The following is a 17,269-nucleotide window of genomic DNA, read 5'->3' on the forward strand; positions in this document are numbered from 1 at the left end:
GGTTTATTTTTGCCTGGATTTATGAATGAACATCAGCTGATTTACACCTTCTTTTGAATTGAAACTGATAATTTACAGCCAAAATGGGCATGTTTTAACTGTTATAGATTTAAGCATTGCAGAGTCAAAAGGTTCTTGAAGAAATGACTTATTTACCATTTTTAACATATGACTTTCTTTGGGAGGATCTATGAATCTACATTCTGAACAGCTCCGTCAAAAAGCTCATGAACTTGCGCTGACCCATGACCCCTATATCAGGCGGCGGACGTCGCAGCATCTGTGGCGGAATTTTGCTGCGGATATCGGGAATTTGCGGGGCTTCATAAACTCTCTGCAGGGACGTCCATCAAGCTGTTCGCAGCCGGCGGAGGAATGGTTCCTCGACCACGCGGAGTTTATTGAAGAGCAGGGGTTAGTCGTTAAGCATCAGCTAACCGGCCCTTTTTTGCGGCGTTTGCCGCATCTGCGCAATACCGGCGAGCCGCGGATCCTGTCCATTTGTGCCGATTATCTGAACCAGACGGACGGAAATTTGGATGAGGACTCTTTTGTTTCCTACATCCTTTCTTATCAGGAAGTATCCGTTCTGACGATTGCCGAGGTATGGTCGATCCCGCTTATGATTCGCATTGCCCTAATCCGGCACTTGGCAAATATCATGAAACGGATTCGCGAACGGCAGGAGGTGTGTTTTCAAGTTGAAAGACTGCTGAAGCGAATCGAGCCGTCGAGGGTCAATCCCGAGGCGCTTAGATCAGCTATCGAAGAAGCAGGGCAAGATGTCCCTCTCTCGGGTGCGATGATCGTCCATCTGGTCACTCATTTGCGCGAATGGGCAGACGATTCGGAGGCCGTTCGTGAATGGCTGAAGTGCAAATTGGAAAACGGTCCTGAGAGCCTTGATCGAATCGTTTCGTACGAATATCAGCTTCAGGCCGCATATCAAATGACAACAGGCAGCACCATCAACAGCTTGAGAACCATCACCCGCTGGGACTGGCGTGATGCGTTTGAGCAAATTTGTCTGGTCGAGCAAACGATGCGGCAAGAAAAATCGGGTGTTTATCCTTTGCTCGACGATGCCAGCCGCGATTCCCTGCGGGTACGCGTGGAGCAGCTGGCCCGCCGCTTTCATGTACCTGAAAATCTTCTTGCCAAACAGGTCGTTGAATTGGCTGAGAAGGAGTATAACCAGACGTGCTCGGAACAAGGACAGGCCTTCTCAAATTCTGCCGAGGAGAATGGAGCAGCAGAAAGCACCTCAATACCGGCTGTAATGCCACGTCATGCGTATATAGCTTATTACCTGCTTGAGCCAAATGGCATTAAAGAGCTTCAGCTTGCACTAAAACAATGCAGCAGTCCCCGGCGTTTGCCGCTTATTGGAGTGCCCCAGCGAGCGGATGGGCTGTATTTCACCCTGCTCATAGGCATTTTCATCCTTGCTCTTATCGGATTTGCTGTGTGGATCGGTAGAGGTGCCAGCTATACGTCCGCCGAATGGGCGGTCCTATTCCTCGTGCTGATAATACCCGTAAGCGAGTGGGCCGTCACTGCATTACACCGGCTTATCGAGTGTGCAAGGCGTCCGCAGCCGCTGCAGCGCTACGATTTCTCGCACGAAGTACCTGCCGAAGCGGCGGCGATGGTCGTCATTCCCGTCATCTGGTCAGCTGTTGAACAAGTGCAGGAGATGGCGGATCGGCTGGAGCTTCATTATCTGGCGAACCGCGATACGAATATTCATTTCGCTTTACTGGGTGATTTTGCCGACGCCGACGCGGAGTGCCTTCCGCAGGATGCCGCCATTATTGAAGAAGCTCGCACTAGTATAGAAAGGTTAAACCGGACGTACTCTCAAACGGGCGGGAATACTACGTTTCATCTTTTTCAGCGCCGCAGGTTGTGGAACCCGTCCGAGGGAGTATGGATGGGATGGGAGCGTAAGCGGGGGAAACTGGTGGAGTTTGTCGAGCTGCTCAAAGGAAAGAGGGATACGACCTACGATGTCGTTGTCGGCGATTCATCGGTTCTTCCGAATATCCGTTATATCATTACGCTCGATGCGGATACACAGCTTCCGATAGGCAGCGCCCAGCGGATGATCGGTACCCTGCATATGCCATACAACCGACCGAGGCTTAACCGTTCACGAACACGGGTTGTTGAGGGCTACGGGGTACTGCAGCCGCGTATTGGCATCAGCCACGAAGCGTCCTTACGTTCGAGGCTGGCCTATCTATGGTCGGGTGAACCGGGAATCGATCCTTATGCGTTTGCGGTTTCGGATCCCTATCAGGATGGATTGGGACAGGGAATTTTTACGGGCAAGGGGATATTCGATGTGGATACATTCGCACAGATTCTATGCGAACGTATTCCCGAAAACCGGGTGCTCAGCCACGATTTGCTGGAAGGCGGGTTTTTACGCACCGGACTGCTGTCGGACATTGAATTGGTTGATGACCAACCAGCTGTCTTCAGCGCTTATCAGAGGAGGCTGCACCGCTGGGTGCGCGGCGATTGGCAATTGCTGCTATGGCTGTTTGCCCGCATGTCCGACCGGAGGGGCAAGAGCTTGCCGATCGATTTATCAGCTCTTACCCGCTGGCAAATGATAGATAACCTGCGCCGCAGTTTATTTCCGCCGGCGTTGTTTGTTCTGCTGCTGTTAGGCATGACCGTACTTCCCGGATCACCCGCACGCTGGTTTATTTTCGGTTTCGCTACCTTGTTTTTGCCGCTGATCCGTCAGCTAGTGACGCTTCCGCAAACCATTCGGAGGCCCCGAAGCTTGCTTTCCACCGGTTTTCATGTTTTGGTTACCGCGCTAACCCTGCCTTTTCAAACCGTTCTGCTGCTCGACGCCATCGGAAGAACCTTGTACCGGCTATTCGTTTCCAAACGCCGTTTGCTTGAATGGGTCAGCTCTGCGGAAATTGAACGGCGCAGCCAAGGGGGACGGAATGCTGCGCTGCTGTGCATGTCCCCAGGGTACTTATTGGTTTTTGTCTTTGCTCTGGCAGCGGCGGCGAGCGGTGCTGCCGTGATCAGGTGGACAGGCTTAGCGCTCTGCGTTTTATGGTTATTAGCTCCGCTTGCGATTCGTTGGCTGGATCAGCCCATACAACAGGCTGAGCGGACGCTTGAGCCGGGTGAAGAGGATGAGCTGCGGACGCTTGCACAGCAGGTTTGGAGCTTCTTCGAGGATTTTGTTACCTCTAAAGACCATTGGCTTCCGCCCGATAACGTTCAACTGGAGCCGCCCAACGGAATTGCACATCGAACCTCGCCCACGAATATCGGGCTTTTTCTGACCTGCGTCCTTGCGGCACGGGATTTGGGATTTATCGATACGCCTGGTTTGATTCAACGCTTGGAGCGGACGATCGATACGGTGGAGCGCATGGATAAATGGAACGGCCATCTTTATAACTGGTATGACACGACGACCTTGACGCCTTTGCCTCCTCTGTATGTTTCAACGGTGGATTCCGGCAACTTTGTCGGCTGTTTAATCACGGTCAAAGAAGGAATAGCCGAGTGGCTTAAGAGAGACTTTGAACAAAGCGGGGCTAAGGAGTCGTTTGCGGAGGACCGGGACAAGATGGAAGAATCGCTGCATGTGGCATTTGCCGAGGAGCTGGTGCCGACATGGCAGAGTGAAGGAAAGGACTTGATTCGGGGAGCGGTGCAAGCGGGAATTCAGAGTGATGGCGGGAAGGAAGAACACGATACGAGTGACGAGACTGCCGGCAACACTTGGCTGTCTCGAGGGCAAAATCTGGCCGCCCGCCTAGCGGTTTTAATTGACCAAACGGACTTTCGTCCATTGTACAACCACAAAGCCAAGCTTTTCACATTGGGGTACCATGCCGCGCTGCAGGAGCGTGATGACATCTTGTATGACCTCCTAGCGTCGGAGGCAAGGCAGGCCAGCTTTATTGCCATCGCTCTCGGCCAAGTGTCCGTAGCGCACTGGCGTGCTCTCGGACGGACGATGACCAAAGCCGGCAAACGTGCCGCATTGCTTTCCTGGTCAGGAACCATGTTTGAATATCTAATGCCATGGCTCATGATGCGTACCTATCGGAACACGGTTTGGGAGAGCACCTATCGTGCCGTAGTCGGGCGGCAAATCGAATACGCCCATAGACGGGGTGTGCCATTCGGCATCTCCGAATCCGGTTATTACGCGTTTGATTATCAGATGAATTATCAATATCAGGCATTTGGCGTTCCCGGTCTTGGCTTCAAACGCGGTCTGGAACAAGATTTGGTCGTGGCGCCGTATGCCGCCATTATGGCTTTGCCCTTTGTGAAGCGTCAAGGGCTTGAAAATTTACGCCAAATGGAGAAAATGGGCGCCCGGGGCAAATATGGCTACTATGAAGCGATCGATTTCACATCCGAACGGATGCCGAAAAATCAGACGTACATGGTGATCCGTAGTTTTATGGCCCATCATCAGGGCATGAGCTTGATTACCCTGGTGAATATCCTGCTGCCGGATAAAATGATCGACCGCTTTCACCGCGACAAGCGCGTGCAGGCGGCGGAGCTGCTGCTGCAGGAGAGGATTCCGACAAGACCCAAAATCATTAAACACCCTGCAATGGCGGGAGAGCATGTACCTGAACCAAAACCGTCTACCCAAGGCGAGGTTCGGGAATACCTCTCCGCGGATACGCGGAGTCCGGAGGTGTGTGTCCTTTCGAACGGAGCCTATACGACCGTGGTGACAAGCAGCGGCGGCGGCTTCAGCCGATATGAAGGTCTGGCTGTCTCGCGCTGGCGGGAGGATCCGGTATTGGACGATTGGGGGAGCCATATCTATATCCGTGACGTTAGCCGTGATGCGGTGTGGTCTCCGGCATTTCAACCTTGCCGCGTTCCCTCTTCCGAGCAGCGCATTCAGTTCTCGCTTGACCGGGCTTCTTTCATGCGTGTGGACGGTGACGTCCAGACCAGCCTTGAAATCTGTGTATCATCCGAATGGAACGCGGAAATCCGCCGTTTGACGCTTTCCAACACGGGCAATGAGACCAAGATCATGGAGGTTACAACGTTTATGGAACTGGCGTTGGCACCTCCAATAGCCGATGATGCGCATCCTGCCTTCAGTAAATTGTTTATTGAAACGGAATATGCGGGCGATGCGGAATGTCTTCTTGCCCGAAGAAGGCCTCGTCAAGAAAGCGAAAAACCGTTTTGGGCGGCGCATTCACTTATCACAGAAGGACGATCGCTCGGCCCGGTGGAATATGAGACCGACCGTGGCTGCTTTATCGGCCGCGGACATACCCTCTCCCGGCCGCAGGGGATCCGTTCCCGCCTTCGCGGGAACGTGGGCTCTGTAGCGGATCCTGCCTTTATCATGAGGCGGCAGATCAGCATCGGACCCGGTGAACAGATCCAATTGTTCGCTGTGACAAGCATGGCCGATTCTAAGGAAGAAGCTGTCAGCATCATTCGACGGTTTGCAGGAAGCCAACCGGCGCAACGAGCATTTCAGCTGGCGTGGAATCGAAGCCAAATCGAGCTCAGGCATCTGCACATTTCCGCCTCGGAGGCGGCAGCCATTCAGACTTTTGCGGGTCAAGTACTGTATACTCCGCCGCTGAAAGAGGAACGAAAGGACAGCATCGCAGCAAATGTAAAAGGACAGCCCGGCCTCTGGGCGTACGGCGTGTCCGGGGATCGACCGATCATCCTTGTAAGGATTGAGAATCGGGACAATATGAAATTTATTGCCAAGCTGCTGGCAGGACATGAATATTTACGCCGCTTGGGGCTGCTATTCGACATGGTCATTCTGAACGAATCGGCAGGGGGATACCAGCAGGATTTGCAGGATGCGCTGCGCAGTGCGGTAGAGCATGGAGTCGACCGGCATGGCGCAGGCCATGAAGGCGTCTTTATCATTCAAGCCAATCAGCTGTCCGACGAGGATAAAACATTGCTTCTCGCCTCAGCCCGTGTAATCCTGCGTGCGGGCGGTCCGAGTCTGAAAACGCAAATCAGGCTCCCGCGGCTGAATAAAGACCTGCCGGATCCTCTCGTTGCGACAGCGCCGTTAAACAGGTTCAGCAGTACTCCGGCGGAGGACGCAGGCCAATTGATGTTCTTTAACGGCTGGGGAGGATTTTCGAGCGGCGGCCGGGAGTATCGGATCGTACTCAAAAACGGCAATCATTTGCCTGCGCCATGGATCAATGTTATTGCCAATCCCCGCTTCGGCTGTCTTGTTTCCGAGCGCGGCACGGGTTATACCTGGTGGCGCAACAGCCGCGAGTGCAAGCTGACACCGTGGTCAAATGACCCCGTACTCGATCCGCCCGGTGAAATCTGTTATTTGCGTGACGATGAGAGCGGTGAGATATGGTCTGCTGCTCCATCAACAACACACGAGGGACCATCCTATACGGTTTCACACGGCCGGGGATTTACGAGGTTTCATCACGAGAGATCGGGAATCAGGCAGGAAATGACCGTTTTTGTTCCGCTGCATGATCCTGTGAAGGTAATCCAATTGCGGCTGCAAAACAGGACCTCCAAGCAAAGACGCCTTTCCGTCACCTATTACGCGGAATGGGTGCTGGGAGTGAGGCGCCAATCGACCACCTCCTTTATCGTTACGGAATGGGACGAATCGGCTCGAATGCTTCTGGCACGCAATGCATATCAGGAGTCCTTCCGTGATGCGACAGCGTTTTTGGGTCTGTATTTGCCGCCTGAAACGTCAGAGAATTCCTTGAGCATGGAAACGGGAGAGCACCGGACGGCTGCCGTAGAGCCGACGGATGTGTCTTGGACGGCCGACCGCAATGAATTTCTCGGACGCAACGGTACTTATGACCATCCCGCTTCGCTCAGCCGTGAGCGCCTGTCGGGAGCAACGGGTCCTCTTTATGATACCTGCGGCGCAGTGCAGTCAAAGCTAACGCTGGATCCTGGAGCCGAACGAACAGTCTATATTTTACTCGGCTGCGATCATTCGCGCGAAGCTGCCGTGAAGCTGGCGCAAGCCTACGGTCAACCCCGCATCAGTGAACAGGCTTTAGCGCAAGTAGGAGATTTCTGGGATGGTGTGCTGGACCAGATCTCGGTTTCTACACCGTGCCCTGAGATGGATGTCCTATTGAACGGGTGGCTGCTTTATCAAACGCTGAGCTGCAGAATGTGGGCCAGGTCCGCCTTTTATCAGGCGGGAGGCGCATACGGCTTTCGTGATCAGCTGCAGGACTCGTTATCGCTCCTGCATACCCGTCCTGACCTCACGCGGGCACAAATTTTGCTGCACGCCGCCCATCAGTATATAGAGGGGGATGTACAGCACTGGTGGCATGAAGAAACGGAGCGCGGGATTCGCACATTTTTCTCCGATGATTTACTGTGGCTGCCGTATGCGACCTCACGATACCTTGAGCATACGGGTGATGACGGTATATTGGATGAGGTTGTACCGTTTCTTCGAAGTGAGCTATTACGAGAAGGGGAGCATGAACGATACGAGCCGACCCTGGTTTCTGAACAAAGCGGATCCATAATGGAGCACTGCTTGCGTGCCATTGATAAGGCGCTGCAGCGCTTTGGCGAGCATGGATTGCCATTGATCGGAATCGGAGATTGGAACGACGGCATGAACCTTGTCGGTGCCAAAGGCCGCGGCGAGAGTGTATGGCTTGGGTGGTTTCTTTATGAAATTCTGGGCCGGTTTACGGATTTGTGCCGGGAGCGGGGCGATACGGAGCGGGCAAGCCGGTATCAGGACGTAAGGAACCGGCTCGTTCACTCACTCGATGAGCATGCCTGGGATGGCCGGTGGTACCGGCGTGCCTTTACCGACGCCGGACAATGGCTCGGTTCGATTCACAATCAGGAATGCCGAATTGACGCTATCGCTCAGTCATGGTCGGTCATCTCCGGAGCGGCCCCGGAAAACAAGGCTCTGCAGGCCATGCAGTCATTTGATCGTGAGCTTGTGGATCGGGACCTTTCCGTCGCTCATCTTCTGATACCGCCTTTTGACCGTACGGATCCGAGTCCCGGTTACATTCAGGGCTATCCGCCCGGAATTCGCGAGAACGGAGCGCAGTATACACATGGTGTCATATGGAGCATTATCGCTTGGTGCAAGCTTGGAAACGGAGACAAGGCGTTTGAGCTGTTTCACCTGTTAAACCCGCTAAATCACACGCGTACGCCAAACGAAGTACGAAGGTATGCCGGCGAGCCCTATGTGATGGCGGCAGACGTATATACGGCCGAACCTCACAAAGGACACGCCGGCTGGACTTGGTATACCGGAGCTGCAAGCTGGATGTATCAGGCCGGTATTGAATGGATCCTCGGACTTCGCAGACGCGGGAAACGGCTGTATATCAGCCCGTGCATTCCTTGTGAATGGCCGCAATTTTCCGTGCAGTACCGTTTTGGCGGGACGCAGTATCTCATTAAGGTCAACAATCCGCAGGGTAAGTCCAATGGAGTGACGGCTTTACAAATAGACGGACAAGAAGTACGGATGGAACAGGAAGATAAAGACGGCTTTTACGTTGAATTATGTGATGACGGGAATGTCCGCCATGTTGTTGTGACGTTGTAGGTCAAGCTATACGGGGTCGTCTGCCGTATGGCACAGCTATACGCTGGATGACCGCGTATCTGCCAAATTGAGTTTTCATGACGTTGGAGGGAGCTTATCAGATGCAAAAAATACGTAAGGCGATTATTCCGGCTGCAGGCTTCGGTACCCGTTTCTTGCCTGCGACCAAATCCCAGCCCAAAGAAATGCTGCCTTTAATTAACAAGCCTGCAATTCAATACATCGTTGAAGAGGCCATTGCTTCCGGGATTCAGGATATTCTGATCGTGACAGGCCGAAACAAACGTGCGATTGAAGACCATTTCGATCACAATGTGGAGTTGGAGTATTTTCTTAAAGAACAAGGGAAATGGAGTCAGTACGAAGAAGTGCTGGAAATTGCCAAATTGGCGGATATCCATTTCATTAGGCAAAAAGAACAGCGCGGACTCGGTCATGCCGTTTTATGCTCCCGTTATTTTGTTGGCAATGAGCCCTTTGCGATTCTTCTCGGTGACGATATTATTGATAATCCCTCCAAACCCGCACTTCGGCAGATGATGGAGCAGTTTGAGACTCATGGGAAGACCGTAGTGGGAGTACAGCCCGTTTTGCCGGAAGAAGTATCCAAGTATGGAGTCATTGCTGGCTTGCCGATTGATCGGCATATTTATGAGCTGGAGGACTTGGTCGAGAAGCCCGACGCGGATAAAGCGCCTTCGAATTTGGCCATCGTCGGAAGGTACATCGTTCATCCGGAAATTTTTGATATTTTGGAGGAGACAGGACCGGGACGAGGCGGTGAAATTCAATTGACGGATGCCCTCAAGCGTCTGTGCCTGCAGCAGGGCATGCACGCGCGTCTTCTGGAAGGAGACCGCCATGATATCGGGGACAAATGGGGGTATATCAAAGCTACGTTATCCTTGGCATTGCGGAATGAGGATTTACACGATAAACTGCATCATTTTTGGTTTGAAAGAACACAGGGGTTGGTCAAGTAAAATCCCAATATGAGAAAAGTATAGCCTGGGTATGGATGAAATAAACACAAGTCATGTTCAACTAAGAAGTTGTTCAAACTTGTGTTTTTTATTTCATGGTTCAAAGTCAAGAAAAATAAACTTAAATGAATGGGACAAGAAATAATGATATACGGGTGTGAGGATGAGCACATGCTATATTTGATTATTTTTGTAGTTACCTTTATATGGGGACTGAACGGTATTATTGATCGTCAGGCACTCTCAACAGGACATCCGATTGAAGTTGATTTTATTACCACTCTTACCATGACGATTGTGGCAATGATTTACTTGGCAACAGCCAAGCTTTGGGGATTCTCCTTTCATTTTCACAGAAGTACAATTGGTTTTTCCGTCCTGAACGGAATTTTAATTCCTACTGCATATATCATCTTTTTATTTGCTCTTTCTCGCAGTGAACTGAAAAAATTTTTATGCTGCTGCAGTCAGAGATCAGATTACCGATTGCAGCCCTATAATTTCCACTCATTATTTTTATCCACAATGCCATATTAGAAAAGTAGTTTATTTTACAAATGGAGAGTGAACAAAATGACCGTTGCTTCTCAATTAAAAACTACCGTTGCTTCATTGAAAAATGCTCAAGCAAGCTTTGAAACCTTTGCTTTGGGTACTCAAAATCAACAAGCAAAAAATTTATTTACCAATGCCGCTCAGCAGACGCAAACGATCATTGACCAAATTAGTCCTCGAATTCAGCAAATTGAACAACAAGAACCGCAATATAAAGGATTTTAAAGCATCTTGTATCACTTTGTTTCCATTGGTCTGAGATAATATAAATCCCGTTCCACTATGTTTAGTGGTTCGGGATTTATATTTATCAAGTCATAAACATGGATGTGTTGTAAGAAGGGAGAATTTGTATGTGGATAATCAAGACTGAACATAAAAGAGAAGATGGAGGTACCGTTGCGCTTGAACTGGAAAGCGAAGACGGCAAATTTGATGTAAATGCCAGATGGGACGGTTGCATGGAAATCCATGTTTATTCGATGACTGAAGAGAATCGTCAGCTCAAAGACACTTTCCATACCTGTGACATCAAAGGATTTATTGAAAACCTGCAATCGATAAATAAGGTATGTATGGAGTTTTTTGGGGAAGGAACTTATTGGGAGTAAAAGTAAATATTGATTAATAATCATGGGTCTGGCGTAGATTAAACAAGATGGTCATCGATACCGTCAGTAATGCAAGTAAGATGTATCCGAATCTCAAAGAGTTCGCGGTGGACATTGGAATAGATAACCGGAAGAGAATCTGGATATGATATTCGAAGTAAATTTCCCTATATCACCGAAAATGCAAAGCCTTATGAATCATTTGTACTCGTTCTCATTACAGTAGGGATACACGCATATGTATTACAACGGCTGATACTTGTTAAACAAATATCAACCGTTGTTTATCCAAATAATTATTAAATGTTACATTCGGATGAATTTGAATAAATTAATCGTTTATTAACAACCTGTTACAAAAATAATGTATGGGAAGAAAACTATTGTGTACACGGCAGCTGCCTAACTAAGGGATTTTAATACCTATATTTAACATAGGTAACATTATTCAAGCTGTATGAATAAGGTAAATCGTCGCAGCTTTCTTTTGTTTACCTTCCTTGCTCCATGCACCATAGTTGCATGGGGTATTTTTTTATAAAAAAGCGGAATTCCAAAGAAGTGAAGGAAATAGCTTGTTCTATCGTTTTGCCAAATATATATCGGGGAATGGTAAATTGAAATCTTAACGAATGCAATGGAACCACCCCTGTGAAAGTTTTATGAGCCATCAATTTGTGAATCCCGAGCTCATATACGGGTAAATAGCCATTGAAAAACTTGCTTCAATACTTCTCCGTCATGCAGAAACTGATGAGTTCCTTTAACAGATACGAAGCAGTCCTTATCTACAGAGGCGATGCTTCCAACAAATTGCTCAATGAGATCAGCATTGATAATAGGGTCATAACGATCATACAAGCACAAGATAGGGGATTGAAATTGATTTACTTCCGACAAAGCCTTGGTTCCGTTATGCAGCAGTTCGGTGAACCAGCGAGGTGTATACTGAATCGTAGCTAGAGGATCTTTGAGCAATTCGGAAGTCCAGTCGGGCAAACGCGATTGCAACCATTTCAGCTTTCGCAATGATTCATTCCACTTTACAAGTTCAACCGGCAAAGCGGGGGCCAATAAAGAAACCAATTCTATTAATTTTTGAAGTAAATAGGGAAGTTTCAGGCGAATCCCCAGTGCCGGAGAAGACAAGATGACTCCAGTTACTTTATTGCAAAACTGCTGAGCATATCGGATGGCTACCAAACCGCCCAAGCTGTGGCCGACTAAAAAAATCGGCATTCCCGAAAACTGGATTTGTAATTGGATGACCAATTCATCCAAGTCATCCAGATAGTCTGTAAACTGTCGAATATACCCTCGTTTGCCCTCCGATTTTCCGAATCCGCGAAGATCAGGAGCAATAAATGCAATATGCCGATGCAAACATTGCATACCTATATTAGAATATTGTCCGGAATGTTCCCCCGTTCCATGAACGAAAAGCATCAGTCCTTTAGGGTGTACGGGTTCCCAAAACCGATAATACAATTTCATCTCCCGCGTGCGAGTATAATACAATCCTCCATTGGTGCTTGTATACATTTATTGCCTCTCCGATGTATTGGTTAGTTATGACCTCATTGTCGAGCGAGAAGGGATAATACGGCTTGTGCTCCGGCAAGCGGGTTGATCTTTTGTTGGAATTGTTTGATATTTTCGTGCAAAATTTCGAATTCTTCAGGATAAAAAAGCAATTTTTTGATCCACACATCTACTTCTTGCCGGTTATGGATTTTGATTGCTAAATTGCGTTGAACCAGGTAGCTGCAGTTGTATTCCTCTTGACCGGGAATCGGTTGATATATAAGCATGGGTATGCCTTTACTCAATGCTTCGAAGCAAGTTAATCCCCCAGGTTTTGTAATAAGTAAGTCCGCAGCATCCAGTAGCTGATCAATGATATCAACAAAGCCCATGATGACGATATGGGGATGCTGTAAGTGTTTATTGCGCTCTAGAGAATGCCTGAGCGATTGATTATATCCAGTACAAATGATGATTTGGACGTGATCTTTCCATTTTATTAACGATTCAGCAAGCTCCTTGATCCCTCCTAATCCGAGCCCCCCTCCCATGATCATAACAGTGGGCATATTCTTCATATTTAATTTAGCCCTTGCTTCCACCTTGCTGGTTTTTATCCAGAAATTAGATTTAATTGGAATTCCCGTAACAGCAATCCGATGGTTTGGAATTCCAAAATGGACTAATTGTCCGGGCAGCTCATCATCCGATACCATATAGAGATCCACTTCGGGCTGCGCCCAAACCCGGTGTGCATGAAAATCAGTGATAACAGTACACAAGCTAACAGGATATCCGTTTTTTTTTAATCGGGATAATGAAGAACTGATGAATGGATGCAGGCAAATCACTAGATCAGGTTTTATTTGTTCCAGTACCTTTTCTAAATTGCGATGAAACAACTGATAAATCATAAACTGCAGCCAGTAAGGAGTCGTCTTTTATATATGCTGTACGAACAGATTGAAGTAAGGGCTAGGGGGACTCTAGCCCTTTACCTATTCATATGGCTTGAGGAATTCCTGTTTACTGTTTCTTGTTGTCTTTATTATTCACAACTTGATTTACTAAATTCTGCGCCGCGTTTTGGGTTTGATTGACCAAGCCGCCTGCAGCTTCAGTTGCATTTTCTAATGCATTCTGTACATAGTTTGTTGCCGTTTGTACAGCATTTTTTACAATATTTGCATTATTTTCATTAGCAGAGTCATTTCTCTCCTGAGTCATAAAAGAATCCCCTCCTTTCTTTTTGAATCAACAGATCGTGAATAGTCGTAACTTAGCCGTTGGCCTGCTGATTTCATCCCTTGCAGCAAAATAAAATTCCCTGTGATTTCCCTGTTTATTCATAAGCTACATCCTAAGACGTATGCAATTCGCATCATCTCATTATAAACGCCTTACTCCGTATGGTGGCCTGGCTTACTTGAAAAAATTTAAGCACATAAGTATAGAATGCCTATTTTTTTTCCATGATATGAAAATAAACATACTGATAAGGAGTTAATCTATGTTGTCTCCTAACCAAGAGTCATTAATTATTGGTATTGATGTCGGTTCAACGACGGTCAAAGCCACCGTAGTGGATCCAACAAGTAAAGAAATCCTTTGGTCGGATTATCAACGTCACCATACGAAGCAAGCTGAGAAGGTTCTTGAATTGCTGGTTGCTATTGGGAATGAATTTCCGGACATGAAACAAGAAAACATTCGCGTATTTACGACAGGCTCGGGCAGCGGTCCCATTGCCGGGCACATTGGAGCAAAGTTTGTCCAGGAAGTGAACGCTGTTACGATGGCGGTGGAACACCTTCACCCTGATGTCGGAAGCGTGATTGAGCTTGGCGGACAAGATGCCAAAATCATTATTTTAAGGAAAACGAGGAAACAGGAAGCAAACAGGCGCTAACCTCTATGAATGACAAGTGTGCCTCCGGCACCGGGGCGACCATTGACAAGTGCATGATTAAAGTAGGAATGGCAATGGAAGAAGTGGGCCAATTGCACTTTGATGACAGTAAACTGCACCATGTGGCCGCTAAGTGCGGTGTATTTGCCGAAACGGATATTGTAAATCTGGTGAAAAGCGGAATCCCCTCCGCTGAAATTATGTGCTCCCTTGCAGATGCGATTGTAATGCAGAACCTTTCCGTTCTGACCCGGGGCAACACTCTAAGGCACCGTGTTCTTTTGCTCGGCGGTCCGAATACCTACTTGCCTTTCCTGCAGGAATGCTGGCGGCAGCGTATCCCTCAGACCTGGCAGGAAAGAGGCTACGATTACCCTAAAGACATCCCCCTTACTGAACTAATTTTTGTGCCTGATAATTCCCAGTACTATGCAGCTTATGGTGCCGTCATGTACGGTATGCATGAGCCGGCGGGTGTGGGTGCTTATACGGGGTTAGAGGGGCTAAAAGAATTTATTGCTCATGGCCGGAAAGCCAAGCTGGGAGAGAATACAGGTCCGCCTTTAGTTGCAAGCGAAAATGAATTTGATGAGTTTCGCCGCAGCTACAGTATTCCACGATTTACGCCTGCGGCCTTTACACCCGGACAGACCATCAGAGCGGTGATCGGACTTGATGGCGGCTCCACTTCCTCCAAATCGGTTTTGGTGGATGAAAACGGAACGATCCTGCTTAAAGAATATCAGCTTTCCAAGGGCAATCCGATCGAGGATACCAAGGAAATGCTGCAAAGAATCCGTGATAAGGTGAAAGAGCAGGGTGCCCAGTTAGAGATTATCGGTTTTGGCTCCACGGGGTATGCAGCGGATGTTTTGGAGAAAACATTAAAGGCGGATGTCAATGTCGTAGAGACCGTTGCGCATATGATGAGTGCCGTTCACCAATTTGGCGATATCGATGTCATCTGCGATATCGGCGGACAGGATATCAAAGCACTTTTTTTGAAAAACGGAGATATCCGCAATTTCAGACTTTCTAATCAATGCTCCGCCGGAAACGGGATGCTGCTGCAAGCGATGGCGGATCAGTTTGGCATTCCGATACAGGAGTATGCGGAAACAGCCTTCAAGGCCGACCTCACTCCAAAATATTCCTATGGCTGTGCGGTATTTTTGGATGCGGACCGGGTGAATTTCCAGAAGGAGGGGTATTCCAAGGAGGAATTGCTCGCCGGACTCGCGTTGGTATTGCCGAAAAACGTATGGCAGTATGTGGTACAGATTCCCCGCATGGCTGAATTGGGACGCAAGTTTGTCCTGCAGGGGGGAACGCAATATAACCTGGCAGCCGTAAAGGCGCAGGTCGATTACATTAAACAACGGGTGCCGGATGCCGAGGTTTACGTTCATCCCCATCCGGGAGAAGCGGGCGCGATCGGCGCCGCCATGGAAACCTTACGGGTGGTCAAGCGACGCGGCTATTCCACATTTTTAGGGCTCGACGCAGCCATTAACCTGCAATACGTAACCCGTAATGACGAATCCACACGCTGCAATTTTTGTCCCAATCACTGCAGCCGGACCTTTATCGACTCTCAAACGGCAGACGGACAAACGGCCCGTTATATCTCCGGTTTTAGCTGCGAAAAAGGAACGGTGGAAGACAAGGAAGCTGTTATCCAGCTGACCAAGCATCGGCAGGAGCTCAAAAAGCACTATCCCAATCTGGTTGAGTATGAAGCGCAGCGCATGTACCAGCACTTCTATGATCCGGAACCTATGCCAAATAGAGATACGCTTATAGAAGACGTTCAGTTAAAGCGCAGCTGGCTCGGGATGAGCGGGATCCGAAAAACGCCTAAACATCGTGCCTTTGAAAGATCTCCTATGGAAGCTTTGGAGCGACGGAACAACATTCGGATCGGCATTCCGCGTGTGCTTAATATATGGTCTACGGCTCCTTTTTGGCGCACGTATTTCGAGACGCTGGGCATCGAAAAAAACAACATTGTCTTTAGCGACTATACGAGTGAAGAGATGTGGCAGGAGGGAGGAAAGTACGGCTCCATTGACCCTTGTTATCCGTCCAAGGTGGCTCAGGCGCATATCCATAATTTATTGTTTAAGCATCATGAGCGAAAACCGCTCGAATACATCTTCTTCCCATGCATTACCCATGTCCCGACCCACCTGCAAAATGTGATGGATTCAACCAGCTGCCCGATTGTAGCAGGTGCTCCCAATGTCATCAAGGCGGCTTTTACTAAGGAAATCAACTTCTTTGAGACCAAAGGAGTTGTTTATTTGGATCCGGCGGTAAATTTCACGGAGCATAATCTGCTGAAGAAGCAGCTCTATGAGGCATTGAGAGACCTGCTTCAAATGACGGAGGATGAAAGCGACTTTGCTGTGGAGCAGGGTTGGAAGGCCATGGAGCTTTTTGATGCCGAAATGCAGCAAAGGGGACGATCGATCCTTGAGCAGGTGGAACAGGAAAACCGCATCGCCATACTGATGATCGGACGTCCCTATCATTCGGATCCGGGCCTTAATCACAGTATTTTGGAGGATTTTCAGGTTCTGGGTTATCCCATTCTATCCATGCGATCCATCCCGAAAGACGAGGCTTGGCTGAACAGGTTTTTCAGTGAAGATCTGAAGAGCGGGCGAGTGAATTATGCGCTTGAGGTAACGGACGTATGGCCTGAAAATTTTAGCTCCAACAGTGTGCAGAAGGTCTGGGCAGCTAAATTTGCCGCTCGTCATCCTAATGTGGCCGTATTGGATCTGTCCAGCTTCAAATGCGGACATGACGCTCCCACTTATGGGCTGATTGACTCGATTATTTCGACCGCAGGTACCCCTTATTCGGCATTGCATGATATCGATGCCAATAAACCAAGCGGTTCGATTAAAATACGGGTCAAAACGTATGCCCATAGTCTGGGGCTTCATGAAGAGCGGCTGCAGGATTTGGCCCAAAAGAAAACGGATTTGCAGCAGCTCTTAGAACAAAAACGATCTGAATTATTACGGCAGCAAAATGAGCAGGTTGGGTGATAGGCTCAACTGTTCAC

Annotated in this window: 8 protein-coding genes and 1 pseudogene; 6 read left to right on the top strand and 3 right to left on the bottom strand. The window is 48.7% G+C overall.

The window, feature by feature from the left end; all coding sequences use genetic code 11:
* Nucleotides 1–190: 190 nt before the first annotated feature.
* The 5 genes from ACZYR9_RS18545 (at nucleotide 191) to ACZYR9_RS18565 (ending at nucleotide 10,760) form a co-directional block, all read left to right on the top strand.
* Nucleotides 191–8,611 (top strand): glycoside hydrolase family 94 protein, encoded by an 8,421-nt coding sequence (locus tag ACZYR9_RS18545; protein WP_488979947.1) that lies wholly within the window; start codon nucleotides 191–193, stop codon nucleotides 8,609–8,611.
* A 101-nt stretch (nucleotides 8,612–8,712) separates the two neighbouring features.
* Complete coding sequence (gene galU, locus ACZYR9_RS18550; protein ID WP_488979948.1) at nucleotides 8,713–9,594, top strand: UTP--glucose-1-phosphate uridylyltransferase GalU; 882 nt, start codon at nucleotides 8,713–8,715, stop codon at nucleotides 9,592–9,594.
* 171 nt (nucleotides 9,595–9,765) lie between these two features.
* Entirely contained in the window at nucleotides 9,766–10,131 is a 366-nt protein-coding gene (locus ACZYR9_RS18555; protein ID WP_488979949.1) for a hypothetical protein, read from the top strand.
* Between the two features lie 36 nt (nucleotides 10,132–10,167).
* Complete coding sequence (locus tag ACZYR9_RS18560) at nucleotides 10,168–10,374, top strand: DUF1657 domain-containing protein (protein ID WP_488979950.1); 207 nt, start codon at nucleotides 10,168–10,170, stop codon at nucleotides 10,372–10,374.
* A gap of 128 nt (nucleotides 10,375–10,502) precedes the next feature.
* A complete protein-coding gene (locus tag ACZYR9_RS18565; protein WP_488979951.1) occupies nucleotides 10,503–10,760 on the top strand; it encodes a hypothetical protein in 258 nt (85 codons plus the stop codon).
* Between the two features lie 690 nt (nucleotides 10,761–11,450).
* Here the strand turns inward: ACZYR9_RS18565 and ACZYR9_RS18570 are convergent.
* The 3 genes from ACZYR9_RS18570 to ACZYR9_RS18580 all read right to left on the bottom strand — a co-directional run bounded on the left by ACZYR9_RS18570 (nucleotide 11,451) and on the right by ACZYR9_RS18580 (nucleotide 13,511).
* Nucleotides 11,451–12,302: an alpha/beta fold hydrolase gene (locus ACZYR9_RS18570; RefSeq protein ID WP_488979952.1), complete on the bottom strand. Its 852-nt coding sequence runs from the start codon at nucleotides 12,300–12,302 to the stop codon at nucleotides 11,451–11,453.
* 35 nt (nucleotides 12,303–12,337) lie between these two features.
* Complete coding sequence (locus ACZYR9_RS18575; protein WP_488979953.1) at nucleotides 12,338–13,198, bottom strand: MGDG synthase family glycosyltransferase; 861 nt, start codon at nucleotides 13,196–13,198, stop codon at nucleotides 12,338–12,340.
* Nucleotides 13,199–13,310: 112 nt separating this feature from the next.
* Nucleotides 13,311–13,511, bottom strand: a complete 201-nt coding sequence (locus ACZYR9_RS18580; RefSeq protein ID WP_488979954.1) for a hypothetical protein — start codon at nucleotides 13,509–13,511, stop codon at nucleotides 13,311–13,313.
* 283 nt (nucleotides 13,512–13,794) lie between these two features.
* Between ACZYR9_RS18580 and ACZYR9_RS18585 the strand changes: the two are divergent.
* Nucleotides 13,795–17,252 (top strand): annotated as a pseudogene (locus tag ACZYR9_RS18585) (BadF/BadG/BcrA/BcrD ATPase family protein).
* Nucleotides 17,253–17,269 lie beyond the last annotated feature (17 nt).

This window comes from Paenibacillus sp. F024 (assembly GCF_057814255.1).